The following is a 22,309-nucleotide window of genomic DNA, read 5'->3' on the forward strand; positions in this document are numbered from 1 at the left end:
ATGAAATATCAGTACCTGCCATTCATGCTTGCCACCGCCCTGCTGGTGCATTCGACCGCCGGCGCGCAGGAAAGCACGGCAGCCACCAGTACCGCCGCGGCACGCGATGCGCTGGCGAAAAAAGAGGGCGAAGGCGACCAGAGCGCCCTGCTGAAAGAAACCCTGACCGCAGTCGACAAGCAGTATTCCCTGATCCGCAAAGGCAAATCGCAGTACACCTACGACTTGAATTACACCTACATCGGCCAGGAAAAGCTCGTCACCGACATTACGGCCGAAGGCCTGACCCTGTTTGAAATCGAAAACGTGTCGGCCCACGTCGTCACCAACACCCTGTCGGTCGACTACGGCGTGCGGGACAACCTGACCGCCAACGTGACCCTGCCCGTGATCGGCAAGTTCTCCGAGTCGCGCAACGGCAACAACACCTCGTTCTCGCTGGGCGACGTCGCCATCGGCGCCCGTTACCAGCCATGGGAAGCGCGCCGCGACCGCGCCAACTTCACCGCCACCAGCAACCTGCGCCTGCCCACCGGCCGCAGCCCGTTCAAGATCATCGCAGGCAGCGGCGAAGCAACCGGCAGTGGCGTCGCTGCGCTCTCGCTCGGCATGAACGTCAACCGCATCGTCGATCCGGTAGCGCTGTTCGGCTCCCTGTCGCTGACGGCCAGCACCCAGGCCACCGGCCTGCACCAGGTCAACGGCACGCGCGTGCTGACCCGTGTAGCGCCAGGCACACAGTTTGGCTTCGGCATGGGCTTCGCCTATGCCCTGTCGTATGGCATTTCTACAACGATGTCCTTCCAGGGTGCGATTGCGCAGGGCGCGAAGTTGCGTTTTGCCGACGGCCTGAACGTGCGCACCAACACCCAGACTTCAGCGATCCTGAACTTCGGCATGGGTTACCGCATGTCGCCGAAGAACACGGTCAATATGTCGGTTGGCATTGGCCTCACCAGCGACTCGCCGAACTTCTCGGTGGGCCTGAACCTGCCGCTGGCTTTCTGACGAGGCAGCAATGCGAGCCCCGTTCCGCCTGGCGGCATGTGCCGCCGCGCTTGCCCATGTTCTGCCCGCGCACGCCGCGCTGGTGGAAAACCTGACCACCAGCGTGGTGGCCATGTCGCTCGGGAACGCCGTCACGGCCGACCCGCCCGGCATCGACTCGGTGCATTTCAACCCTGCCGGCCTGGCTCGCCTGCAGGGCGACAGCATGCAGCACACCGCGTTCGGCGCGTCGATCCGCGCGCGTGCCGGTTTTTCCGCGCCGGCCGGCTTCGATATCGGCGGCTGGAAGGACGACCCGCTCAGCGGCACCCACACCGGGCCGATGCGGCAAGCCATGTACGTGCCCGGTTACGGCATGCCGGGGTGGCGCCTGCCTGGCGTGATCGTGCCTACCTTCGGTTTCGCCTGGAACAATCCCGGTTCGCCGTGGACCTTCGCCACCAATTCCTATATGGCGCAGGCGATCAGCCTTGACCGCACCAAGGATCCGGACGACCCGGGCCGCTTCGACGGCCGCCAGATCCAGCTGCAAAGGCTGGTGTGGGCCTCGCCTGCCGTCGGCTACAAGTTTTCGGACACGCTGCGCTTCGGCGCCGCCGTGCCGATCGCCCACTCGGCCTTCGTCGTCGACACGCATATGCGCTTCCCCAACCAGTTGCTGGGCATCTTCGGCAAACTGCAGGAAGGCTGGTGCCCGGAAGAAGGGGGCAACATCATCGATACCTTCGGCTTTGGCCTGTGCGGCGGCGGCAAGGCCGGCATGGTCAATCCCTTCAAGAAGGCTGCCGCGATGCGTCTGGAAATGACTGCGCCGGTCGATCCAACGCTGAACCTGGGCGTGCTGTGGGAACCAAAACCATGGTTCGCGCTGGGCGTGGTCTACCAGGGCGGCTCGAAGACCCGCTATACCGGGCATTACACCTTCGAAACCGAACCGATGCTGCGCAACTTCGTCAAAGGCCTGAATTCCAGCCTGTTCGGTCCCGTGGCAGGCGCCATCCTTGGCTTGCCGCAGTCGATCCCGGAAGTCCAGCATGGCAATATGTCGGCCAGCATCCCCTTCCCTGCGCACCTGCAGGTCGGCGTGAAGTTCAAACCGATGCGCTACGTGCAGTTGAATGTGGATGCCAGCTATACGCGCTGGAGCGACTGGAACCAGCTCGTGTTCGAATTCGACCAGAGCATCAAGCTGCTGGAAGTGGCGCGCCTGTATGGCGTTCCCGACTCCGGCAAGCTGAAGATACCGCGCGGCTACAAGAGCGTGCTGAATATGGGCTACGGCCTGCAATTGTTCCCGTTTGAACGCTTGGCGCTGCGCTTTGGCTACGAGCCGCGCAAGACGTCGGTCCCGGCCAACAAGATCGACCTGATCGCGCCGCTGCCGGACACGAAGCTTTTCAGCGTCGGGATGAACTGGCGCATCAACAAGAAGTATGAGCTGAACCTGGCTGCTTCCTACATGCGGGGCAAGTTCAATGCGCCAGCCGAATCGTCGGACAATATGAACAGCAGCAAATTCCTCAACATTATTTACAACCCTTATGCCGGCCAGGACGTGGCCGGCGATATCAAAGTCCGGTACGCCGGATTCAGTCTTGTTGAACATTTCTAGGAGCGCTTGAGATGAAAAAACTCGCGACAATGATCGCCGCCCTGGCCATCGGGGGCTCAGTGCATGCAGCGCCGGTTCCGGCCGCGAAACAGGAATTGGTCAACCGCGTGCTGCAGCTATGGCACCCGGAAAGCATCGGGGAATCGATGCTGCAGGCGCCGGTAGGCGATGCGGTACAACAGGCGCGCGCCGTGCTGCAGGGACGCGTGTCGCCGGAGAAGCGCGATGCCGCGCTGAAGGAGATCGTGGCCGATGCCCGCCAGTTCATGGACGAGAACAAGCCGCTGGCCCAGGCCAGCGCGCATAAGCTGGTGGGAACCACGGTGGCCCCGATGCTTGCGGAACGCTTTACGGAAGAAGAACTGCGCCAGATCATCACCATCCTCGAATCGCCGGTGAAGAAGAAATTCGAAGGCATGGTGCCCGAGCTGCAGAAAAAACTGGGCGAAGGCGTTGCCGCCGATACGCGTGCCGTGATGGACCCCAAGCTGCAGGAACTGCAGCAGCGCATCGGCATGCGCCTGCGCAGCGCGGTGTCGCCCTAAGCGGGAGCACAGGCCATGAGCTATTCTTCGGCTCTTCACCTGGTGCGCGGTGTGAAATCGCGCCTCTCCCATTCCGGCGTTGAAGCGGAAGCGCTGTTCGAGCAGGCCGGCCTGAATGAAGGCGACGGCCTGGCTTGCGATGCGCTGGCGCTGTCGGACAAACTCAGCCACCTGTGGGAGCTGGTGGTTGAACATTCAGGCGATCCGCTGATCGGCCTGAAGGTCTCCACCCCGCACCGCCTGGGCTGGCTGGGCGTGATGGGGCATATCATGCTGCTGTCGCCGACCGTGCAAAGCACGATCGAGCGCTGTCACGGCCACACGCGCGTAGGCATCCTGCTGCCCGGCTTGCAGCGCGTAGTGCCGCGCCAACGCTACGATTTTGTGTGGTGCGTGCTGCTGCGCACCCTGCGCTGCGCCTCCGGCCGCGATGACGCGGTGCCGGTCAAGGTGGAATACGCCTTTCCGGAACCCGCCAATTCGGCGTACTTCGAAAACACCTTTGGCTGCCCGGTGCATTTCAACCGGCCGCACAACGTGATGGAGTTTTCCGATACCGACATGGTGGCAGCGCTGCCCCATGGCGGTATGCCGCCCCCGGGTGGCCCGCAGCCGATCCTGGCGCAACTGGCGGAAGCGCAGCCGCCGGCGTTCACCGCCCGCGTGCAGGAAATCCTCGCTTCGCTGCTGCCAAAAGGTCCGCCGCACCGCGACGCCGTCGCCGGTCTGCTGGCCATGAGCGAGCGCACCTTGCAGCGCCGGCTGGCCGAGGAAGGCACCAGTTTCTCCAACGTAGTGGACGACACGCGGCGCGCGTTGGCGCGGCAATCGCTTGAAGCTGGCGAACTGTCGCTGAAGATGCTCAGCTTCCAATTGGGCTTTTCCGAACCGAGCGCGTTTTACCGCGCATGCAAGCGCTGGTTCGGCATGACGCCTTCCGACCTCGCCAATCATGGAGAGAAACATGGCATGGTATAAAGCGGAGCATCCTGCGCAACTGTTTGGCCAATTGCTGGTCAAGCACAAGCTGGTCACCGACGAGCAGCTTCAGCGCGCAATCGAACACCAGCGGCAGACCGGCCAGCGCCTCGGCGAGATCTTCGCCGAATGGGAGCTGGTAACCCACCAGCATGTGCAGGACATCCTGCTCAAGCAGCGCCGTGTGCGCATGGCCGCTGCGCTGATCGGGGCGATCTTCGCGCCGCTGGAGGCCTATGCGGCCGAAACGCTGGCGGCTGCACCTGCAGCCATCAGCGCGCAAGCAGCGATCCTGCCGCGCGAAGGTTCCCTTGCGGCGCTGGCGGAGCACGAGCTGGACGCGGTCACCGCGCAGGGCCTCGACGATGACCTGGTGCGGCAGGTGCGCGACCAGTTGAAGCGCAACGGGGTGGAAGTGAGCGGCGACCTGGCGAAGCTGGTCAATCCTATCCTCGGCGTGGTGGAATCGGACGCCAGCGTGCACAATGTGGTGTACGCACCGAATCGCGCAGCGACCACCGTCAATCCCGACGGCTCGTTGTCGCTGAACCTGCCCACCACCATCGGGGAAATCAACTTTAATAACATTCGCGTGCAGGGCGCGGCAGCCGGCGCACCATCCTTCGGCAGCATCTCCATCCGCGGCATCGACCTGACCGGTACCGTGATCACACTGGCGCTCAAACGATGAAGCCCGCATTCAGTCCCTCCACAACGCGCGCGCACCTGGCTTGCTGGTCGCCCCTGATCGCAGCTCTCGCCGCCGCCGCCGCAACTGCGAGTACCGCTGCGCCGCCGGTGCCCGACTTGGCCTCGCTGACCGGCGGCACGATCCACGTGGCGGAAGCGCCCAGTCCCGGCCATCCCGGCAAGGCCTTCACCGCCTGGACACTGGCCCCCGCCACCGTCCCACGCCTGTGCGCGATGGTGCAGGACTACGCTTCCTACCCTTCCTACATGCCGAACACAAAAAGCGCGCTACCGGTAGGCGAAGTTGAAGGATACGTCCTGGTCGACATGACACTGGACCTGCCGCTAGGACAGCAAAAGAAATACCGCCTGCGCCTGGAACAGCAACAGCAGCCTGACGCAGCCCAATGCAAACTGGCTTGGCAGCTGATCCCAAGCGGCGTGGCACCCGCAGACACCATTGCGGACACCTCCGGCTACTGGCTCTTCACGCCAATTCAAGGCGAAAGCGGCAAAACGCTGATCGAGTACCATGTCTATGCCGATCCCGGCCCGGTGCCTTACGGCTTCGGCTGGATCGTCGAGATGATGAGCAAGCGCAGCCTACCGCGCACGCTGGAGGCCTTGCGCGCGCAAGCCGCCAAATAGGCGCGGCAGCGCATCAATCAACGCAACGGAACACGCCTTTCATGTTCGCGCGCTGCCCGGCGGTCAACCGCGCAGCCGTCGCGTTGTAGATATAGTTCTCCTCTTCCCGCATCAGCAGGAAACTGCCGTCCGCCTGCTCGCTCCAGACCAGGTAGCCGCAATAGGTGTCGGCATTGGCAAAGCGGCCGGTAAAGTCCACCGCAGCATAGGTGCCCGGCGTGCCGCTTTGCGAGCTACGATAGATTGTCACTTTTTTCAGTTCGCGCTGCTGCATGGCTCCTGCACGTGCAGCGCTGGCGACTGCAGCATCGCGCCATCCCTCGAAGGTCCACTGCTGCCGTAAGCCCGCGCCCAGGCGCTCCCATGCCCTGGCATAGTGCGCCGCGTCCTTCTCGGCAAAGTAAGCCTTGCTCAACTCCTCGACGCGCGTTTTCTGCGAAGTGCTTGGCTGCCACGATGGCGCAGGGCCAGCGGCCATGGGTGGCGCCAGCGACTGCTGCAGCGCCGTATTCATGCGGCGGAATTCCTCCAGCATGCTGTCGCAGGCTTCCTTTTTCGCCTCGCACAACGAATTCATTTTGATCGACAGCTAGCCATTTTCCATGACTACTGTGCGCCGCACCGCCGCCGGATGCGCCGGATGGCCCGGCAGCGTGAATGACCACAGGGTGCCATTTACCTTGTCGTCCACGGTAGTCCAGCCGCCGCCCTCGGAGATCGTGACACCGCCGCGCGCTTTCAACGCCTCCAGCGCTGCCGGGGCGGAGCTATAGCCAATGCCGTCCGGCGTCGCTGTCATTGCAGCCAGCACTATCAGGAAACCAATCATGCGTTGCAATATAGACCACGGCGCCGCAAAAGGTCAATTGTGGTAGCATCCGGCGGTCTTACCACTCATCCAACAGCCGCCATGCAATCCGCCCAACGCTTGTCAGATGTCGTCGCCACCGAGCTGGAAACCCGGATCCTCGAAGGTTCGCTCAAACCCGGCGACCGTTTGCCTTCCGAGCGTGAGCTGGCGGTGGAGCTGGGCGTATCGCGCCCCTCCCTGCGCGGTGCCTTGCAATCGCTGGTAGCCAAAGGCCTGCTGATCACGCGCCACGGCGGCGGCACTTTCGTGACCGATTCGATGCAGGCGGCATTCACCGACCCGTGGCAGCAGATGCTGAACGACCATCCGGATATCCACGGCGACATGCTGGAATTCCGCCACATGCTGGAGGGGCAGGCAGCGCAACTGGCGGCGGAACGCGGGACGAAAGAAGATTTCGAGCGCATCCGCACCTGCCATGAAGCACTGGAGCGTGCGTTTGCTGCGCAGGACCTGGACCAGTGCATCAAGACCGACGTGGAATTCCACCAGGCGATTGCGGAAGCTTCGCACAATGTGCTGATCGGGCATCTGAGCTCCAGCCTGCACAAGGTAATGGAAGGCCATGTGCAGAGCAACCTGGAATACCTGACTGCCCGGCCGGAACTCTGGGCGCAGCTTCAAACGCAACACCGCGCGATCTGGGACGCGGTACGGGAACGCAGGATGGATGTAGCGGCACGCGCTGCCCACCAGCATCTGGATTTCGTGCAGCAGACCATGCGCGAAACCCTGAAGAACGAAGAGCGCCGCAATGCTGCGACGCGGCGGCTGTCAGCCAACTTGTAGGAGTGTCAAAAACCTGCCGCGTCTACTTCGGTCTAATTCAGACCGTCCGAGTTCCTTTTGCGGACGACTTCTCCGGCGCCAGAGTGCCGTAGTATTTGTTACGCGTTTCGTTGTAAGTGGCAGCGCGGGTACCGACCTCTGAGCAGAGAAGGCGGACCGCAAATTTGTGCGGCATCACAGAAAGTTCGGCTTCCGCCTTGTCGAGTACTCGCTCGCGCTGAATCCGGTTTTTAGCCGCGCTCGCGACGGTAATGCATGGCTACTGCACCGTTGTTGAGCGGTTTCGCCGAGAGCAATGCAAGCCGTCGCGTGCTGGACAGCCCGCTCTGGTACAGGGTCGGACCGTGACCGGCAATCCTGGGGTGAATGAGGAACAGGTACTCATCGATGAGATCCAGCCGGTCCAATTCGGTCGCGAGCTTCCCACTGCCAAGGAGAACGCCAGCCGGGGTCGCATCCTTGAGTTTTTGCACGCCCAAGCGCAAGTCGCCGCCGATGTGGTGGCTGTTAGTCCAGGGGAAGTCCATTCGCGTTGAAGACACGACGTACTTCGGCTTGATCTCCAGCTTGGCCGCCCATTCACGCACAGCCGGCAGAGCCGTTACATCGCCACGCGCGACCGCCGGCCAGTAGCCCTCCATCATCTCGTAGGTAGTACGCCCCCATAGCATCACCCCATTCTCGTCCATGAGGCGCGTGAAGAAGGCGTGCGTCTCGCCGTCAGCGATTCCCTCCTGATGGTCGACGCAGCCGTCCAAAGTGACGTTGAGGCTGAAGGTCAGGATTCCCATGTGAATCTCCTCCGAATTGGGGAAGGGGCGTCCCCCCTCTTCCCTGACGTTGATACTCCCTATTTGGTGCGAGCCTTGCCAAAAGCATCTCCGGCTTTCCACTCCGGCATCTTCGGCGCATCGGCCACGATTCGGCCCAGGTTAAGGGTGAATTGCGCCATCTGCGTCATGCCTGCCATCGACCAGTTAGGATCGTATTCGTCGCTGACCTGGTGATAGCTCTTGCGATAGGCCGCGCGCATCTTTTCGGCCTTCTCCTTGTCACCAAGGTAGTCGCTACCCGAAGTGATCGAAAACGCCGGCACACCTGCCTTGGCAAAGCTGAAGTGGTCGGAACGGAAGTAACCGCCCGCCAGGTCCGGCTTCTGTTTCGCGATCACCATTTTCATGCCTTTGGCCGCGGCTTCAGCCATCTTGCCCAAGTCGGTACGCTCGCTGCCGGCCGTGCCGATATCGTGCGTGGTGCCGATCCAGTTCAACGAATCCAGGTTCAGGTTCGCTGCGGTTTTAGCCAGCGGCCACAGTGGCGCTTCGGCATAGGCCGCGCTACCGAGCAGGCCTTGTTCTTCCGCAGCTACCCACAGGAACATCTGGCTGCGCTTGGCCGGCGCCTTGACTGCTTCCTGCGCCATGGCCAGCAGGGCTGCGCTGCCCGATGCATTGTCGACCGCGCCGTTGTAGATGGTGTCGCCCCCGGTGCCCTGCTTGCCCAGGTGGTCCCAGTGCGCAGAGTAGATCACCACTTCATCTTTCAGCTTCGGATCTGTGCCCGGCACCACGCCAGCCACGTTGAACTGTTCGACGTTGCGCACTTCCGCCTTCATGTCGCCCACCAGCTTGGCCTTCAACGCCACCGGCTGGAAGTCCTTGCGTTCGGCGGCTGCGCGCAACTGGTCCAGGTCCTGGCCTGCCGCCTTGAACAACGCCACGGCAGTATCGTTGGTCAGCCAGCCTTGCAGCTCAGTGCCCGGCGTGCCTTGTGCGAGCTGGAAGCGTTCTACGCCATCCCAGCTGTTTTTCACCACGCTGTAGCCATACGAAGCCGAAGCATCAGTGTGGATCAGCAGCGCGCCGATCGCACCTTTGCGCTTGGCTTCCTCAAATTTGTAAGTCCAGCGGCCGTAATAGGTCAGCGCCTTGCCCCCAAAACGGTTTGGCGCTTCGGCCGTCGGCATCGGGTCATTGACCATCATCACAATGACCTTGCCTTTCACGTCCTGGCCCTTGTAGTCGTCCCAGCCCTCTTCCGATGCCGTGATGCCGTAGCCGACGAATACCAGGTCGGCGTTGAAGCTGTGCGCGGACTGCGCATCACCCGGCGCATACACCCAATCCTTGCCAAAGCTCGCCGGCAGCGCGACGCCATTCGCTTCCAGGCGCAGGTTGGACGCTGCTGCATCGGTCTTGACGCCGGCGATCTTCACCAGTTGGCGGTAGGTGACCCCGTCGACCGGTTTCAGTCCCACGGCCAGTGCCTGGTTTTCCAGGTAGGAGACGGTCAGGTCGCCGCCACGCTGGCCGGTGCCGCGGCCTTCCAGCAGGTCGCTGGACAGGAACGCCAGGTGAGCGCGCAGCGGTGCTTCCTGCACGGTCGGCTGCATTGCCTTGCCGCCTTTGACGCCTGCGGCATGAGCCGGGGACAGCGCCAGCGCAATGCTGGCCGCCAAGGTGGACGCTACGAAGGTGATGGATTTAGTCATGTCTTTGTCTTTTGGATTGTCCATTGGGCACGGCTGATGGCCGCGCGGGCATTCTATCGGATTTGCCGCGCGCGCCAAGCTGCAGCGCAGCATACGGAATGGTATGCTACGCCCCGTATGAAACACACGCCTTACATCGGCCGCTTTGCGCCCTCTCCGACCGGACCACTGCACCTTGGATCCCTGGTGGCAGCCATGGCCAGCTATCTCGACGCCAAGGCCCATGGCGGCCAATGGCTGGTGCGCGTGGAGGATGTCGACCGCGACCGCAACGTGGAAGGCGCCGACCAGCACATCCTCGGGTCGCTGCAGCGCTGCGGCATGCAGTGGGACGGCGAAGTGACCTGGCAAACCAAACGCGAAGACCTGTACGAAGCGGCGCTGCGCCAGCTTGGCAACAACATCTATCCCTGCGGCTGCTCGCGCAAGGAGATTGCGGATTCCCAGCTTCGGCAGGGCCAGGCCGGCAACCCCAGCCTGGTCTATCCCGGCACCTGCCGCAACGGCCTGGCGCCCGGCCGCACTGCACGCGCACTGCGCCTGCGCACGCCGCAGGAACCGCATTGCGTGGTCCACTTCCACGACCGCTTCGCCGGTGACATCAGCCAGGACATCACGGCCGACGTGGGCGACTTCGTGGTGCGCCGCGCCGACGGTTTCTGGGCCTACCAGCTTGCCGTCGTGGTGGACGATGGCGCGCAGGGCATCACCGACATCGTGCGCGGCGCCGACCTGCTCGACTCGACTCCGCGCCAGATTTTCCTGCAACAATTGCTTGGCTTGCCGCAGCCACGCTACCTTCATTTGCCACTTGTGGTTAATGCCGACGGCGAGAAACTATCCAAGCAGACCGGTGCGCAGGCGTTCGACAGTGGCGCCCCTGCCGCAAGCCTGCTCGGCAGCGCGTTGCTGCCAGCCGCGCAGTTCCTTGGGCTCGAGGTCAGGGCCGACAGTATCGATGCTTTCTGGCGCGCGGCGATACCTGCGTGGGCAGCGGTGCTGTGCGCCCACGGTGAGGCGCCGCACAGACCATAAGCAGGGTCCGCGGCATACTGGCTCCACCAAGCGAAAGGAGGTGGGCCATGCGGCACTTACTGATCTCTTGCGCCTTGTGCGCGATGGCGCTGCCGGCAACCGCCGAGGAGAATTTTTTCCGCTGCGTCGACAGCCAAGGCGTGGTCATGCTGACCGACCGTCCTTGTGAGAACCTGCCGAACGGTGCACGGCCGGTCATGGAAAAGGAGCACTTCGTGCTGCCGGCATCCGAACAGGCGCGCAGCCAGTTCGTCAATAAGCCGCCGGTCCATGTATCGCCAAAAATCGATGTGCAAACCTTGCGCATGGCGCGCCAGGCCCTCGAGTTGCGCGACAAAGTCGCCAGCGCACGCTAGCTTCGGGCCTAAGCCTGGCCGTCCCCGTCTTCCAGCGGAAGCAAGAGCATGCAGGCTGCCGCTGCACCATGCACGATCGGCAGCAGCAGCAGGGTAACCTGCGCCGGAGCATCCGGGTCGCTGACAGAAAAGTAAGTGATAGCTACCGCCATCACAATAGGTGCCAGCGGCAGTACTGCCGCCGACACGGTGGCAGGATTCAGGCGACGCACCGCCAGCAAGTTCAGCAGCAACGCCACCAAATAAAGGGTGCGGTACACCCATTCGGAACGCACGCTGGAAAAATGCACCCCCGCGAGCATCCCTTGCATAAGCAACCCGAGCAATAGCGTCAGCAGAAGCGCGGGCAAGGCAGAGCGTTCCATGATCACTTTTAGCCTCCATCGTCACTAACAGTAACAAAGCAGGTTCTGTGCCACGCTTATGTGTCAAGGGGAACGCGCCCATGCGTTGAGGAATTTGTAGATTTCTGTAAGGAATTTCGACATTGAACGGTTGAAGCGGAAGGGCGAATGCTGCGGCGCGGTATAATAGCGGGCTTGCCTTTTGGATATCGGTTTCAGAGAAGAAGATGCACACTACGCCAGACACCCGCCCCGCCGTTGTACTGCTGCACAGTTCGCTTAGCTCGCGCAGCCAGTGGACCACCCTGATGGCCGAGCAAGAAGCCAACTACCGTTTCATCGCAATCGATCTGTTGGGCTATGGCAAATCCGCCTTCCCGACCGAAGCGGCTGCCGCCGGCTATACCCTGGCGCACGAAGCCGACGCCGTGGCCGCTGCCCTTGCCTCGCACCTTGATGCCGGCGAGCAATTCCATCTGATCGGCCACTCCTACGGCGGCGCCACCGCCTTGCGCCTGGCGCGCCAGATGCGTGAACGGGTACTGTCATTGTCCATGTTCGAACCGGTCGCCTTCCACCTGCTGCCGGCCAGCGATGCGGGCCGCCAGGAAATCGAGGCCGTGGTAGTCAAGATCAACGCTGCAACGACCGCGGAAGACGCGACCCGCGCCTTCATTGATTACTGGAACCGCGCCGGCGCCTTCGACTCCCTGCCGGAAGTGCAGCGCCACCGCTTCACCAACGGTATCGCCAAGGTCAAGCTGGATTTCGTTGCCCTGCTGGGCGAACCGGCGCGCGTGGCCGACATGGTGCAACTGGACCTGCCGGCGCTGGTGATGGCCGGCGCCAAAGGCCCGGTATCCACCCGCCGCGTAGCCGAAACCTTGGCTGCCGCCCTGCCGCAAGGGCAGTTCACGCTGACTGCCGGCGGCCATATGGCGCCGATCACCCACGCGGCCGACGTCAACCAGGTACTGCTTGGCTTCCTGGAAAACCAGCGCTTGCTCGCCTGATCCCGTTGTTCGATAATGACCCGATAACAATCCGGCAGGAGCGAGCATCATGAGCGATACACGCTATGACCAGCAAATGGCGGTCCAGGTCGACAAGGGCATCGAGCTGCATGCGCAGATGGGCGCGGCCAATGCCTGGATTTATATGCAAAGCATGCAGGTGCCGCGCAGCGTGATCCTGCGCGTGCTGGCCTACCCAGAGCAGCGCCGCAACTGCAGCGCTTCCGCCCACTAGCTCAGAGCACTAATTCACGCACTGCCTGCAGCACGCGCAGCTTGGCGGCATCGGGCCGCTTTCCGCTGCGCCAGGCCGCCATCGCCTCCCATTCCCAGCGCGGCAGATCCTCAATCTCCAGTTTCACCAGGTTGCCCAGCTTGAGCTGGCGCGCAGCCGCCATCTCAGGCATGAAAGTCAAAAAGCCATGCTCCTGCGCCAGCAGGATCGATGCGCTGGAGGGCTGGATCGCGTGAATCGGACTGTCGCTGCAGCGGTGGACGCGGATCATCCTGATCAACTCATCGCATCCCGCCCCCCAGTACTGCGGCGCCAGGCGCGCATTGGCGACGTCGGCCAGTTGCAGGCGTCCTCGCCGCGTCAGCGGGTGGCCGCGCCGTACCACGGCGACGATGGGTGAAACCTGCAGCCGCTCCAGGTGAATGCCGGCGATCGCCGGACATTTCAGGACCAGTCCCAGTTGCACAGTCCCGGTCAGCAGCTTTTCCATGATGACGGGCGAATGGTCCGTGCTGCAGCGGATTTCCAGTGGCGCATCGGCCAATTTGAGCAAGATAGGACCGAACAGCAGCGCTGCCATCGAGGGCACGCTGGCCAGCGTCACCTGCGGCAGCGCCGGCGCGCCCTGCACCGCCTGGCGCCCCGCTTCCAGCGCGGCCAGCGCTTGCTGCGCCGCAGGGAGGAAAGTCAGGCAGGCTGGCGTGGGTGAGGCGCCGCGCCGGTGGCGCGTGAATAACTGCACCGACAACTGTTCCTCCAGCGCAGCCACGCGCTGGCTCACTTGCGGTTGCGACCAGCGGCGCCGTGCAGCAGCCTGGCTGAAACTCCCGCATTCCACGATTTCCACCAGCAGTGCCAGGTCGTCGAAACCAAGAGACATAAGAAAATCCAATATGAAATATGTCAAGATAACGGCTTCAATTATGCCTGACACGCGCCTAAGATGCCTGCATCGAACCAGGAGAAGGCAATGACGGGTGCACAACAGGCCAGGCGGCTGGGCAAGCGGTTTCTGATGGTGGACCACGTGCTGGTCGTGGGCGGCTTCTACTTGGTATTCCCCATCATTGGCCTGCATTTCGTCGGGCAATTGCAGTGGTCTGCCGCGTCGGTCGGCGTGGCGCTTGGTGCGCGCCAGGTGGCGCAGCAAGGCCTGGCGCTGTTCGGCGGCTCGCTATCGGACCGTTACGGCACCAAGCCGCTGATTGTCGCGGGCATGTTGCTGCGTGCAGGCGGCTTTGCCTTGATGGGCTTTGCAAGCAGCCCTGCATGGCTGCTGCTGTCGTGCGTGGCGTCGGGCCTGGGCGGCAGCCTGTTCGAACCGGCGCGAAGCGCGCTGGCAGTGAAGCTGACACGTCCTGCCGAACGTCCCCGCTTCTATTCGCAGCTGATGATGCAGGAAAGCGTTTCCGCCGTGGCGGGCGCCCTGCTCGGCACCCTGCTGCTGGGCGTCGACTTCCACTGGGTCGGTATGGCCGGTTGCACCGTGTTCGTGCTGGCGGCACTCGCCAACGCCTGGCTGCTGCCGGCCTACCGTGTCGCCACGCCCGGCACTTCAGTCGCGAAGGCAATGCGCATTCCGTTGCGCGACAAACCCTACATGACGCTGGTGCTGACACTGAGCGGCTATTACATCATGACCGTGCAGCTCATGATGCTGGTGCCGGTCACCTTGACCGGGCTTTCCGGCACGCCACGCACCGTGGCCTGGATGTATGCAATGGATGCCGTGCTGGCGCTGACGCTCCTGTATCCGATGGCACGCTTCGGCGAGCGATACCTGTCGCTGGAGGCCCGCTTGTTGGCCGGTATCGGCATCATGTGCTGCGCGGTGCTGGCCATGTCGGCAGCGCGTTCACTGGCACCAATGTTCGTATGCATCGCCGTGTTCTATACCGGCTCGCTGGTGGCGGAACCGGCACGCGAGTCGCTGGTATCGCGCTACGCCCTGCCCTCCGCCCGCGCCAGCTACATGGGCCTGAGCCGCTTCGGCCTGGCCGTCGGTGGACTGTTCGGGTACACGGCTGGCGGCTGGCTGCTGGACTGGAGCCGCGCCGTGCACACGCCCGCTTTGCCTTGGCTGGTGCTGGCGTCGATTGGACTGTTGACAATGACAGTGCTTGCCGCTACTGCCACGCCACAAAAAAAGAGCCCGCCAGTGGCGGGCTAAACACTTTGGTTGGGTGCTTCATTGTAGGTCGCGAAAACGCGTTTGATTCTCTCCAATCGTCACCCCATGCCAAATTAGTTATAGCTGGGCTGAAAAAAGGAATCGCGCGTTCCCGCCTTCGCCGCATAGAATACAAGGATGAAATCCTATACCGCCCAATGCGTCCTGCCCCTCGCCGCTGAGCTGGGCGAAGGCCCGCTCTACCTGCCGGCGCAAGACCGCCTGCTGTTCGTTGACCTTAAGCGTTGCATCCTGCATGCGTGGGATGCGGCGAAACACGAGCATCGCAGCTGGCTGCTGCCGGACTATATCTGCTGGCTGGTGCCGCGCCGCGATGGCGATGGTTTCATGGCGGGCCTGCGCGACGGCGTAGTGCGCCTCTGGCTGGAACCGGAGCTGCGCATCGAGGCAGTGGCGCACGTGGTCGATGGCGCCGCCGGCCAGCGCCTGAACGACGCCAAGGTCGACCCGAGCGGCCGCCTGTGGTTTGGCTCCATGCACAATACCGACTACAGGCAAAAAGTGGGCAAGCTGTTCCGCCTCAACCAGGACCAGAGCCTGCACGTGGCCGACGAGGGCTACCACATCTGCAATGGCCCGACCTTCGCACCGGATGGCAGCGCGCTGTATCACTCGGACAGCTTCCTCGACGTGACTTACCGCTACCCGCTGGCCGCCGATGGCAGCCTTGGCACGCGCGAAGTCTGGCGCCGCTATACCGACGGCGGCTCGCCGGACGGCATGCAGGTCGACAGCGAAGGCTGCATCTGGGTCTCGACCTGGGGTGGCAAGCGCGTATGCCGTTTCTGCCCGGATGGCGAACTGCTGGCCGAAGTGCCGCTGCCGACATCGCATCCTGCTTCGCTGGCTTTCGGCGGTGAAGACCTGCGCACCCTGTACATCACCACCGCACGCGAAGGCCTGTCGACGGAGCAGTTGGCGCAGGAACCGCTGGCGGGCGCCCTTTTCAGCGCCCGCATCGACGTACCCGGCCTGCCGGCCAACGCCTTCGGCTAACTCAGTACAGTTCTTTCGCCGCGCTGCGCACAGCCTGCAACAGCAGGTTGGCGCCCGGCGACATCAGGTGGTCGGCCTTGGTGATGATGCCGAAAGCATCCATGCGGAACGGCAGTTCCAGCGGCAGGATGGACAGCACATTCAGGTCGGCGTAGTAACGCGCCACTTCCACCGGCATCACATGCAGAGCGTCGGTCTTTTGCAGCAGCGCCGTGATCAGCAGCTGGGAGGTAGTGTCGACCACGTCGACCGGCGGCTCCAGTCCGGCGCGGCGGAACATCATGTCGCAGCGGTGGCGCAGGATACTGCCCTGCGGCGGCAGGATCCACGGGCGGTTGGCAATATCCTTCAACTGCAGCTTCTCGCGAGCCAGCAGCGGATGCCCTGTGCGCACCACGGCGCATGCAGGTTCTTCGGTCAGCTCCTCATACACCAGGCCTGCCGTGCTTTCCTTTTCCAGGATACGGCCGATCATGAAGTCCAGCGTGCCGCGCTGCAGCAGCTCCATCAGCACATTACTGGCTTCCACCTGCACCCCGATGCGCAGCAGCGGCGCTTCCTTTTTGACGCGGGTGATGGCGTTAGGCAGCAGGTTCATGGCAGGAGTCATGATCACGCCCACCTCCACCTGGCCGGACAGGCCGGCTTTCAGCGTTACGATGTCGTCATGCGCCAGGGCCAGGCTGGTGAGGGCCATGCGGGCATGGCGGATCATGGTCTCCCCGTACAGCGTCGGCTCCATACCGCGCGGCAGGCGCTCGAACAGCTTCACGTCCAGCATGTCCTCCAGGTCCTTGAGCTGCTTGGAGGCGGCGGGCTGCGTCATGTGCAGTTCCTCCGCTGCGCGGTGGATGTTGCGGTGTTCATCCAGCGCGATCATCAGCAACAGTTGACGAGTTTTTAACCTCGCCTTCAGGAACCAGTTCGGATTCGGGGTAGTCATGCGGGGCATGATACCACCGCCGTTATCGACCAATAAGTCGCGCTTCATTTGCAGCCCGGCGCTGGGTTGGCGGCTGGACCTTCGGCCGTTTGCGGGATGAAGGCGATGCTGCCATCGGGCTTGTAATGCAGTTCTTCCACCGCCACCGAGCGGCGGAATTCACCGCCGGTTGGCAGCTTGTCGTTATGGTAGAAAATGTAGGACTTGCCGTTGAAATCGATCACCGCCTGGTGAATGGTTTTCACGACCTTGTTCATGTCCATGATCTTGCCGCGGAACGTCCAGGGACCGGTGGCGCTTGGGCCGGTGGCGTACGCTGTCTCCTCTGGGAAGTTGCGCGAGTAGGTCAGGTAGTAGGTCTTGCCGTGGCGGTGCAGGTAGGCCGCTTCGGTGAAGTTGTCGATGCCCACGGTGTGGATCGGGCCATCGAGTTCAATCATGTTCGGCTTCAGCCTGGCGTATTTCAGCACGCGGTTGCCCCAGTACAGGTAGGCCTGGCCATCCTTGTCGACGAAGACCGCAGGGTCGATGTCGTCCCAGGGAATATCGCTTTCCTTCGTCATGTCGTTGGTGACCAGGGCACTGCCGCGTGCATCGACGAAGGGTCCGGCCGGCTTGTCCGATACGGCAACGCCGATCGCTTTGCCCGGCTTGCCCGCATCGTGCTCGACCGGGGCGTAGAAGTAGTACTTGCCATTGCGCTTGGTGATGTCGGCAGCCCAGGCGTCGGCCTTGGCCCACTTGAAAGTCTTCACGTTCAGCGGCGAACCCATATCGGTCCAGTTCTTCATGTCGCATGACGACAGCACGCGCCATTCGCGCATCAGGTAGTCCTTGCCTTCCGGGGCAGCTTCGTCATGGCCGACATACAGATAGACGCGATTGTCGTCGACCAGCGCCGCCGGATCGGCGGTGAAGATATTCGTCACAAGCGGATTGGCCGCTTGCGCCAGCGTACACAGCGTCGCAAGTGCTGAAGCGAGGGCTGATTTCATGAACATGTAGTCTCCTTTTATTTTTTCTGTTTCCAGGCGAGCAGCCTTTGCAGCGCGCAGAACGCGAACAGCAGCATGCCGATGGCGATCTTGGTCCACCATGAACTGAGCGTGCCATCGAACACGATCAGGGTCTGGATGGCGCCCAGCACCAGAACGCCGGTCAAGGCGCCGGCCACATAGCCGTAGCCGCCCGTCAGCAGCGTCCCGCCGATCACCACCGCGGCGATCGCATCAAGCTCGGTACCCTGGGCATGCTGCCCATAGCCGGACAGCATGTAAAACGCAAACAGCAGCCCGGCCAGCGCGGCGCAGCCGCCGCTGATGGCGTACACGGCAACCTTGGTGGCGCCCACCGGGAGCCCCATCATGTGCGCAGATTGTTCGTTGCCTCCCACTGCATAGACGGCGCGGCCGAATGGTGTCAGGTGCGCCACGACCATCGCAACTGCCAGCAGTGCCAGCGCAATCACCACCCCGGGCGAGACAAAGCCATCGAAGATGCCGACCTGCGCCTGCGAGATCGCCACAAATGCCTGATCTTCGATCGGGATCGAATTCACGCTGATCAGGTAGCACAGGCCGCGCGCCAGGAACATTCCCCCCAGCGTGACGATGAAGGGTTGCAGGCGGAAGAAGTGGATCAAGGCCCCCATGCCGGCGCCGAACACGACGCCCATCAGGAGCACCGCTGCCATCACGGCCGCGGGCGGCCAGTGCGCGGCATGCAGCAGCCAGGCAGCGACCATGGTGCTGAGCGCCAGCACGGAGCCGACCGACAAGTCGATGCCGCCGGAGAGGATGACGAAGCTCATGCCGATGGCAATCACCAGCAGGAAGGCGTTGTCGATCAGGAGGTTGAGCATCACCTGCAGCGACAGGAAGCCTGGATAGGCAATGCCGCCCGCCAGCAGCAGGGCCGCCAGCAGGCCGACCGTAACGAGGGAAGTGAAGTACGGGGCGCGGGTCATGCCTTGCTCCTTTGCGACAGGCAGACCGCGAACACCACCAGCGACTTGACGACGAGGTTGACTTCCGGCGGCACACCGAGGGAATAGACGGTATAGGTGAGGGTCTGGATGATCAGGGCGCCGATCACGCTGCCGGCCAGGTTGAATTTACCGCCGGCCAGCGAGGTGCCGCCCAGCGTAACGGCGAGGATGGCATCCAGTTCCAGTAGCAGGCCGGCATTATTGGCGTCTGCGCTCTTGATGTTGGAACTGATGATCAGGCCTGCCAGGCCGGCGCATACGGCGCAGAAGGCATAGCTGGCGAAGATCAGGGCGCCGGCGCGAATGCCGGCCAGGCGGGCTGCCACCGGGTTGACGCCCACCGCTTGCGTGAACAGGCCGAGGGCGGTCCTGCGCATGGCCAGCGCGATGGCTGCCACCACCGCCAGCGCCACGTACAGCGCGACCGGCAGGCCAAGCAGGTAGCCGCTGCCCAGCACGAAGAAGTCATCGCGGTAGACGGTGATGATCTGGCCATCGGTGACCAGTTGCGCCAGGCCGCGCCCAGCCACCATCAGCACCAGGGTGGCAACAATCGGTTGCAGGCCAAGGCTGGCAACCAGCAAGCCGTTCCAGATGCCGCACAGCAGGGCGGCGCCCAGTGCGGCGGCGAAGGCCAGCCACAACGGCTGTTCGGCGGCGGCCATGGTGCAGGCGACGGCTGCTGCCAGCGCCACCACAGCGCCGATTGAGATATCGATGCCGCGCATGGCGATGACGATTGTCATGCCGGTGGCAGCCAGCATCAAAGGTGCAGCGCGGTTCAGGATGTCGACCATGGCGCCGTACAGGTGGCCGTTTTTCACCTCCAGCTGAAAGAAGCCGGGCACGGCGAACAGGTTAACCAGCAGCAGAACAATCAGCGCGCCGAGCGGGCGCGCCAGCGGGTGGGCGAGCAAGCGCGCGCCCAGGCCCGAAGCCACGTTCGTTGCGGCGGGCGCTGGAGGCGCGGCCAGGTTGGCGGCATTGTGCGTCATGCTGCCTCCCCTGCGATGGCGTGCAGGACGGTCGTTTCATCCAGCTCGCCGCGCCGGTATTCGCCGCAGCTGGCACGGTCGCGCATGACGATCATGCGGTCGCTGACACGCAGTACTTCCGGCAGTTCGGACGAGATAAACAGCAGCGACATGCCGCGCTTGCACAAGGTAGTAACGTAATCCATGATTTCCTGCTTGGCGCGCACGTCGATGCCGCGCGTTGGTTCGTCCAGGATCATCAGGCGCGGATCGGTAGCCAGCCAGCGCGCCAGCAATACCTTCTGCTGGTTGCCGCCGGAAAGCGTGCCGATCGGCGTCTCGATGCTGGCAGTACGGATGCCGAGCGCCTTGACATATTCTTCCGCCAGTTCGCGCTGGCGGTGCAGCGGGATGGCGCGCAGCATGCCCTGGCGCGCCTGCAATGCCAGCACCAGGTTTTCGCGCACGGAGAGCGACAGGACGGCACCTTCCAGCTTGCGGTCTTCCGAGCAGAAGCCAATGCCCGCAGCAATCGCCTGGCGCGGATTGGCGAATGTTCCGTACGCCTTGTCGCCTATCGCGATATCGCCCTTGTCCGCACGGTCTGCACCGAACAGCAGGCGCGCCAGCTCGGTGCGGCCGGCGCCGAGCAGGCCGGCCAGCCCGAGTACTTCGCCCTCGCGCACCTGCAAATCCATCGGCTGCAGCACGCCCTTGCGGCCCAGGCCGCGTGTTTCGAGCACCACCCGCGACGCTGCGGCGCCATGCGCTCCATCATTGCGCTGCACCGCGGTATCGCTGCCCTCGGCCGCGTCGGCGGCATCCGCCGCCTTGCCAATCATCTTGTTCACCAATGCCAGGCGCGAAAGGTCGGCCGCGGCATATTCCCCTTCCCTCTCGCCGTTGCGCATCACCGTGATACGGTCCGAGATTGCGTAGGTCTGGTCAAGGAAGTGTGTCACGAACAGGATCGCCATGCCCTGCTCGCGCAAGCGGCGCAGTACGCGGAACAGCAACTGCACCTCCGCCTCGTCGAGGCTCGAGGTGGGCTCGTCCAGCACCAGCACACGCGAAGAAATGTTCAGGGCCCGCGAGATTGCCACCATTTGCTGGATCGCCAGCGGGTAATGCGATAACGGCGCACTCACGTCGATATCGATTTCCAGATCGCGCAGCAGGGCCGCCGCGCGCGTCCGCATTGCGGCCCAATCGACCATGCCCCATCTGCGCGGATAGCGGCCGATGAAGATATTCTCGGCCACCGACAGATTCGGGCACAGGTTCACTTCCTGGTAGACGGTGGAAATGCCGAGCTCCTGCGCCTCCAGCGTCGAACGCGGATGTATCGCCCGGCCTTCCAGCGCGATGCGACCCTGGTCCGGCGCATGCACGCCGGTCAGCACCTTGATCAGGGTCGACTTGCCCGCCCCATTCTGCCCCATCAGCGTATGGACCTCGCCAGGATAGAGCCGCAGCCCCGCCTCGCTCAGCGCCTTCACGCCCGGGAACGCCTTATGGATGCCGGACAGCTCCAGCACCGGCGCCGCCGCCGCGTTAGCCATCAGTATTTCCGGTTAGGGAGTTCTTTAGCCGCCACTTCCGCCGGGAACACGCGCTCCTCGGTCACGATGCGTGGCGCCACAGGCTTGCCGGCAACGACGTCCTGCGCTGCCTTCATCAGTTGCGGACCAAGCAGCGGGCTGCATTCGACAGACACGTTCAGCTTGCCGGCGATCATGGCCTGGAATGCGCCCTTCACACCGTCGATGGAAACGATGATGATGTCCTTGCCTGGCTTCAGGCCAGCTTCCTCAATGGCCTGGATGGCGCCGATCGCCATGTCGTCGTTGTGCGCATACAGCACATTGATATCCTTGCCGTGGGCTTTCAGGAAGGCTTCCATCACTTCCTTCCCTTTGGCACGGGTGAATTCGCCGGTCTGGGTGCGGATCACCTTCAGTTTGGCGTTGCCCTTGATGGCTTCTTCGAAACCGGCCTTGCGGTCCAGCGCAGGCGCCGAACCTACGGTACCCTGCAGTTCAACCACGTTCAGAACAGGCTTGTTCGCCTTGGCCGCGTATTCGGCCAGCCAGCGCCCGGCGCGGCGGCCCTCTTCCACGAAATCGGACCCGATCAGGGTCACATACAGCGACTTATCCGCCACTTTCACGGCGCGGTCAGTCAGGATGACCGGGATCCTGGCCGCCTTGGCTTCACGCAGCACGGTTTCCCAGCCGGTTTCCACCACCGGCGAAAACGCGATCACGTCGACGCGCTGGGCGATAAAGGAACGGATTGCCTTGACCTGGTTTTCCTGCTTCTGCTGCGCGTCGGCGAATTTGAGGGTGACACCGGCCTGCCTGGCGGCGTCTTTGATGGAGGCGGTGTTGGCGGAGCGCCATTCACTTTCCGCGCCCACCTGGGAAAAGCCCATCACCAGCGGCTTGGCCGCGAACACGCTGCCCGAGGCAGCAAAGGCAAAGGCGAACGCGCCGCCGAGAATAGTCCTGCGGGTGAGAGTCATGCCGGTCTCCTGAATTATAGTAAGTCAATATTAGGAGAATCCGTCATGCCGATCTAATTCATTTTTTCGCAGGATCCAT

The 22,309-nt window shown here is 63.1% G+C and carries 25 protein-coding genes; 13 read left to right on the forward strand and 12 right to left on the reverse strand.

Annotated features, from left to right (window positions below; translation table 11 throughout):
• From ASE26_RS03350 to ASE26_RS03375, 6 genes are read left to right on the forward strand one after another with little or no spacing between them, the layout of a single operon-like run.
• Nucleotides 1-1,008, forward strand: coding sequence for a transporter (locus ASE26_RS03350; RefSeq protein ID WP_057245588.1), 1,008 nt, complete (start codon nucleotides 1-3; stop codon nucleotides 1,006-1,008).
• Between the two features lie 10 nt (nucleotides 1,009-1,018).
• Nucleotides 1,019-2,620 carry an OmpP1/FadL family transporter gene (locus ASE26_RS03355; RefSeq protein WP_055936626.1) on the forward strand — a complete coding sequence of 534 codons (1,602 nt, stop codon included), beginning with the start codon at nucleotides 1,019-1,021 and terminating at the stop codon, nucleotides 2,618-2,620.
• 11 nt (nucleotides 2,621-2,631) lie between these two features.
• Nucleotides 2,632-3,165 carry a hypothetical protein gene (locus ASE26_RS03360; protein ID WP_057245589.1) on the forward strand — a complete coding sequence of 178 codons (534 nt, stop codon included), beginning with the start codon at nucleotides 2,632-2,634 and terminating at the stop codon, nucleotides 3,163-3,165.
• A gap of 15 nt (nucleotides 3,166-3,180) precedes the next feature.
• The gene (locus tag ASE26_RS03365) at nucleotides 3,181-4,143 is read left to right on the forward strand and encodes an AraC family transcriptional regulator (protein WP_055936620.1); all 963 of its coding nucleotides are present in this window, start codon (nucleotides 3,181-3,183) and stop codon (nucleotides 4,141-4,143) included.
• Nucleotides 4,130-4,834, forward strand: coding sequence for a hypothetical protein (locus tag ASE26_RS03370; protein WP_055936617.1), 705 nt, complete (start codon nucleotides 4,130-4,132; stop codon nucleotides 4,832-4,834). The genes ASE26_RS03365 and ASE26_RS03370 overlap by 14 nt, the downstream gene beginning before the upstream one ends.
• Nucleotides 4,831-5,481: a hypothetical protein gene (locus ASE26_RS03375; RefSeq protein ID WP_055936614.1), complete on the forward strand. Its 651-nt coding sequence runs from the start codon at nucleotides 4,831-4,833 to the stop codon at nucleotides 5,479-5,481. Before ASE26_RS03370 ends, ASE26_RS03375 begins: the two co-directional genes overlap by 4 nt.
• A gap of 13 nt (nucleotides 5,482-5,494) precedes the next feature.
• Here the strand turns inward: ASE26_RS03375 and ASE26_RS03380 are convergent, their stop codons facing one another.
• Complete coding sequence (locus tag ASE26_RS03380) at nucleotides 5,495-6,058, reverse strand: DUF4019 domain-containing protein (RefSeq protein ID WP_055936611.1); 564 nt, start codon at nucleotides 6,056-6,058, stop codon at nucleotides 5,495-5,497.
• 12 nt (nucleotides 6,059-6,070) lie between these two features.
• Entirely contained in the window at nucleotides 6,071-6,310 is a 240-nt protein-coding gene (locus ASE26_RS03385; protein WP_055936608.1) for a hypothetical protein, read from the reverse strand.
• An 81-nt stretch (nucleotides 6,311-6,391) separates the two neighbouring features.
• On the opposite strand from ASE26_RS03385, the gene ASE26_RS03390 reads away from it, so the two are divergent.
• Nucleotides 6,392-7,141, forward strand: coding sequence for an FCD domain-containing protein (locus tag ASE26_RS03390; protein WP_055936605.1), 750 nt, complete (start codon nucleotides 6,392-6,394; stop codon nucleotides 7,139-7,141).
• Between the two features lie 230 nt (nucleotides 7,142-7,371).
• Here the strand turns inward: ASE26_RS03390 and ASE26_RS03395 are convergent, their stop codons facing one another.
• Both ASE26_RS03395 and ASE26_RS03400 read right to left on the reverse strand, forming a co-directional pair.
• A complete protein-coding gene (locus ASE26_RS03395) occupies nucleotides 7,372-7,932 on the reverse strand; it encodes a dihydrofolate reductase family protein (protein ID WP_057245590.1) in 561 nt (186 codons plus the stop codon).
• Nucleotides 7,933-7,991: 59 nt separating this feature from the next.
• A complete protein-coding gene (locus ASE26_RS03400; RefSeq protein WP_055937507.1) occupies nucleotides 7,992-9,632 on the reverse strand; it encodes a M28 family peptidase in 1,641 nt (546 codons plus the stop codon).
• 117 nt (nucleotides 9,633-9,749) lie between these two features.
• Here ASE26_RS03400 and gluQRS point away from each other — a divergent pair, with 117 nt between their 5' ends.
• Both gluQRS and ASE26_RS03410 read left to right on the forward strand, forming a co-directional pair.
• Nucleotides 9,750-10,667 carry a tRNA glutamyl-Q(34) synthetase GluQRS gene (gene gluQRS / locus ASE26_RS03405; protein ID WP_055936600.1) on the forward strand — a complete coding sequence of 306 codons (918 nt, stop codon included), beginning with the start codon at nucleotides 9,750-9,752 and terminating at the stop codon, nucleotides 10,665-10,667.
• Between the two features lie 47 nt (nucleotides 10,668-10,714).
• The gene (locus ASE26_RS03410) at nucleotides 10,715-11,023 is read left to right on the forward strand and encodes a DUF4124 domain-containing protein (protein WP_156398175.1); all 309 of its coding nucleotides are present in this window, start codon (nucleotides 10,715-10,717) and stop codon (nucleotides 11,021-11,023) included.
• Nucleotides 11,024-11,031: 8 nt separating this feature from the next.
• Here the strand turns inward: ASE26_RS03410 and ASE26_RS03415 are convergent, their stop codons facing one another.
• Nucleotides 11,032-11,388 (reverse strand): hypothetical protein, encoded by a 357-nt coding sequence (locus tag ASE26_RS03415; RefSeq protein WP_156409860.1) that lies wholly within the window; start codon nucleotides 11,386-11,388, stop codon nucleotides 11,032-11,034.
• Between the two features lie 206 nt (nucleotides 11,389-11,594).
• On the opposite strand from ASE26_RS03415, the gene ASE26_RS03420 reads away from it, so the two are divergent.
• Both ASE26_RS03420 and ASE26_RS03425 read left to right on the forward strand, forming a co-directional pair.
• Nucleotides 11,595-12,380, forward strand: coding sequence for an alpha/beta fold hydrolase (locus tag ASE26_RS03420; protein WP_057245592.1), 786 nt, complete (start codon nucleotides 11,595-11,597; stop codon nucleotides 12,378-12,380).
• Nucleotides 12,381-12,429: 49 nt separating this feature from the next.
• A complete protein-coding gene (locus ASE26_RS03425; RefSeq protein WP_055936590.1) occupies nucleotides 12,430-12,615 on the forward strand; it encodes a hypothetical protein in 186 nt (61 codons plus the stop codon).
• A 1-nt stretch (nucleotide 12,616) separates the two neighbouring features.
• Here the strand turns inward: ASE26_RS03425 and ASE26_RS03430 are convergent, their stop codons facing one another.
• On the reverse strand, nucleotides 12,617-13,495 hold the full coding sequence (locus tag ASE26_RS03430; protein WP_057245593.1) for a LysR family transcriptional regulator: 879 nt from the start codon (nucleotides 13,493-13,495) through the stop codon (nucleotides 12,617-12,619).
• A gap of 90 nt (nucleotides 13,496-13,585) precedes the next feature.
• On the opposite strand from ASE26_RS03430, the gene mdtH reads away from it, so the two are divergent.
• Together mdtH and ASE26_RS03440 are read left to right on the forward strand one after the other, a co-directional pair.
• Nucleotides 13,586-14,785 (forward strand): multidrug efflux MFS transporter MdtH, encoded by a 1,200-nt coding sequence (gene mdtH / locus ASE26_RS03435; RefSeq protein WP_057245594.1) that lies wholly within the window; start codon nucleotides 13,586-13,588, stop codon nucleotides 14,783-14,785.
• 138 nt (nucleotides 14,786-14,923) lie between these two features.
• Nucleotides 14,924-15,802 (forward strand): SMP-30/gluconolactonase/LRE family protein, encoded by an 879-nt coding sequence (locus ASE26_RS03440; RefSeq protein WP_055936581.1) that lies wholly within the window; start codon nucleotides 14,924-14,926, stop codon nucleotides 15,800-15,802.
• A 1-nt stretch (nucleotide 15,803) separates the two neighbouring features.
• Here the strand turns inward: ASE26_RS03440 and ASE26_RS03445 are convergent, their stop codons facing one another.
• From ASE26_RS03445 to ASE26_RS03470, 6 genes are read right to left on the reverse strand one after another with little or no spacing between them, the layout of a single operon-like run.
• The gene (locus ASE26_RS03445; protein ID WP_055937505.1) at nucleotides 15,804-16,745 is read right to left on the reverse strand and encodes a LysR family transcriptional regulator; all 942 of its coding nucleotides are present in this window, start codon (nucleotides 16,743-16,745) and stop codon (nucleotides 15,804-15,806) included.
• A 44-nt stretch (nucleotides 16,746-16,789) separates the two neighbouring features.
• Nucleotides 16,790-17,746: a glycoside hydrolase family 43 protein gene (locus tag ASE26_RS03450; RefSeq protein WP_057245595.1), complete on the reverse strand. Its 957-nt coding sequence runs from the start codon at nucleotides 17,744-17,746 to the stop codon at nucleotides 16,790-16,792.
• A gap of 11 nt (nucleotides 17,747-17,757) precedes the next feature.
• On the reverse strand, nucleotides 17,758-18,711 hold the full coding sequence (gene yjfF / locus ASE26_RS03455) for a galactofuranose ABC transporter, permease protein YjfF (RefSeq protein ID WP_057245596.1): 954 nt from the start codon (nucleotides 18,709-18,711) through the stop codon (nucleotides 17,758-17,760).
• A complete protein-coding gene (locus tag ASE26_RS03460) occupies nucleotides 18,708-19,727 on the reverse strand; it encodes an ABC transporter permease (protein WP_057245597.1) in 1,020 nt (339 codons plus the stop codon). Before ASE26_RS03460 ends, yjfF begins: the two co-directional genes overlap by 4 nt.
• Nucleotides 19,724-21,268 carry a sugar ABC transporter ATP-binding protein gene (locus ASE26_RS03465; protein WP_055936569.1) on the reverse strand — a complete coding sequence of 515 codons (1,545 nt, stop codon included), beginning with the start codon at nucleotides 21,266-21,268 and terminating at the stop codon, nucleotides 19,724-19,726. Before ASE26_RS03465 ends, ASE26_RS03460 begins: the two co-directional genes overlap by 4 nt.
• Nucleotides 21,268-22,230, reverse strand: coding sequence for an ABC transporter substrate-binding protein (locus tag ASE26_RS03470; RefSeq protein WP_055936565.1), 963 nt, complete (start codon nucleotides 22,228-22,230; stop codon nucleotides 21,268-21,270). Before ASE26_RS03470 ends, ASE26_RS03465 begins: the two co-directional genes overlap by 1 nt.
• Nucleotides 22,231-22,309: the final 79 nt, after the last annotated feature.

Source organism: Duganella sp. Root198D2 (assembly GCF_001428585.1).
In the GTDB taxonomy this organism is placed as follows: Bacteria; Pseudomonadota; Gammaproteobacteria; order Burkholderiales; family Burkholderiaceae_D; genus Rugamonas.

Coding starts and splice junctions, on each gene's coding strand:
- ASE26_RS03450 (WP_057245595.1), bottom strand. CDS start 17,746: ATGTTCATGAAATCAGCCCTCGCTTCAGCACTTGCGACGCTGTGTACG.
- ASE26_RS03425 (WP_055936590.1), top strand. CDS start 12,430: ATGAGCGATACACGCTATGACCAGCAAATGGCGGTCCAGGTCGACAAG.
- yjfF (WP_057245596.1), bottom strand. CDS start 18,711: ATGACCCGCGCCCCGTACTTCACTTCCCTCGTTACGGTCGGCCTGCTG.
- ASE26_RS03365 (WP_055936620.1), top strand. CDS start 3,181: ATGAGCTATTCTTCGGCTCTTCACCTGGTGCGCGGTGTGAAATCGCGC.
- ASE26_RS03430 (WP_057245593.1), bottom strand. CDS start 13,495: ATGTCTCTTGGTTTCGACGACCTGGCACTGCTGGTGGAAATCGTGGAA.
- ASE26_RS03385 (WP_055936608.1), bottom strand. CDS start 6,310: ATGATTGGTTTCCTGATAGTGCTGGCTGCAATGACAGCGACGCCGGAC.
- ASE26_RS03470 (WP_055936565.1), bottom strand. CDS start 22,230: ATGACTCTCACCCGCAGGACTATTCTCGGCGGCGCGTTCGCCTTTGCC.
- ASE26_RS03350 (WP_057245588.1), top strand. CDS start 1: ATGAAATATCAGTACCTGCCATTCATGCTTGCCACCGCCCTGCTGGTG.
- ASE26_RS03400 (WP_055937507.1), bottom strand. CDS start 9,632: ATGACTAAATCCATCACCTTCGTAGCGTCCACCTTGGCGGCCAGCATT.
- ASE26_RS03440 (WP_055936581.1), top strand. CDS start 14,924: ATGAAATCCTATACCGCCCAATGCGTCCTGCCCCTCGCCGCTGAGCTG.
- ASE26_RS03355 (WP_055936626.1), top strand. CDS start 1,019: ATGCGAGCCCCGTTCCGCCTGGCGGCATGTGCCGCCGCGCTTGCCCAT.
- mdtH (WP_057245594.1), top strand. CDS start 13,586: ATGACGGGTGCACAACAGGCCAGGCGGCTGGGCAAGCGGTTTCTGATG.
- ASE26_RS03370 (WP_055936617.1), top strand. CDS start 4,130: ATGGCATGGTATAAAGCGGAGCATCCTGCGCAACTGTTTGGCCAATTG.
- ASE26_RS03375 (WP_055936614.1), top strand. CDS start 4,831: ATGAAGCCCGCATTCAGTCCCTCCACAACGCGCGCGCACCTGGCTTGC.
- ASE26_RS03465 (WP_055936569.1), bottom strand. CDS start 21,268: ATGGCTAACGCGGCGGCGGCGCCGGTGCTGGAGCTGTCCGGCATCCAT.
- ASE26_RS03360 (WP_057245589.1), top strand. CDS start 2,632: ATGAAAAAACTCGCGACAATGATCGCCGCCCTGGCCATCGGGGGCTCA.
- ASE26_RS03415 (WP_156409860.1), bottom strand. CDS start 11,388: ATGGAACGCTCTGCCTTGCCCGCGCTTCTGCTGACGCTATTGCTCGGG.
- ASE26_RS03420 (WP_057245592.1), top strand. CDS start 11,595: ATGCACACTACGCCAGACACCCGCCCCGCCGTTGTACTGCTGCACAGT.
- ASE26_RS03390 (WP_055936605.1), top strand. CDS start 6,392: ATGCAATCCGCCCAACGCTTGTCAGATGTCGTCGCCACCGAGCTGGAA.
- ASE26_RS03445 (WP_055937505.1), bottom strand. CDS start 16,745: ATGACTACCCCGAATCCGAACTGGTTCCTGAAGGCGAGGTTAAAAACT.
- ASE26_RS03460 (WP_057245597.1), bottom strand. CDS start 19,727: ATGACGCACAATGCCGCCAACCTGGCCGCGCCTCCAGCGCCCGCCGCA.
- ASE26_RS03395 (WP_057245590.1), bottom strand. CDS start 7,932: ATGGGAATCCTGACCTTCAGCCTCAACGTCACTTTGGACGGCTGCGTC.
- ASE26_RS03380 (WP_055936611.1), bottom strand. CDS start 6,058: ATGAATTCGTTGTGCGAGGCGAAAAAGGAAGCCTGCGACAGCATGCTG.
- ASE26_RS03410 (WP_156398175.1), top strand. CDS start 10,715: ATGCGGCACTTACTGATCTCTTGCGCCTTGTGCGCGATGGCGCTGCCG.
- gluQRS (WP_055936600.1), top strand. CDS start 9,750: ATGAAACACACGCCTTACATCGGCCGCTTTGCGCCCTCTCCGACCGGA.